Here is a 392-nt window from a genome sequence, read left to right as displayed (position 1 = left end):
GAATGGATGAAATGTGGTTAAGCAAAACGGAGAGAACCTGATTATGCGCCGGATATTATCAGTCTTACTCGAAAATGAATCAGGCGCGTTATCCCGCGTGATTGGCCTTTTTTCCCAGCGTGGCTACAACATTGAAAGCCTGACCGTTGCGCCAACCGACGATCCGACATTATCGCGTATGACCATCCAGACCGTGGGCGATGAAAAAGTGCTTGAGCAGATCGAAAAGCAATTACACAAGCTGGTCGATGTCTTGCGCGTGAGCGAGTTAGGGCAGGGCGCGCATGTTGAGCGGGAAATCATGCTGGTGAAAATTCAGGCCAGCGGCTACGGGCGTGACGAAGTGAAACGTAATACGGAAATATTCCGTGGGCAAATTATTGATGTCACAC

At 49.7% G+C, this 392-nt stretch carries 1 protein-coding gene; it reads left to right on the top strand.

Translation table 11 applies throughout. From position 1 onward, the window contains the following. Positions 1-13: 13 nt before the first annotated feature. On the top strand, positions 14-392 hold a 379-nt coding region (gene ilvN, locus AC1VNY_RS42880), incomplete at its 3' end, for an acetolactate synthase small subunit (RefSeq protein ID WP_482409736.1).

The sequence above is a fragment of the Bradyrhizobium ferriligni genome, from assembly GCF_056837965.1.
Note: the sequence above shows the minus strand (reverse complement) of the source record. Positions and strands in the feature narration are given on the sequence as shown.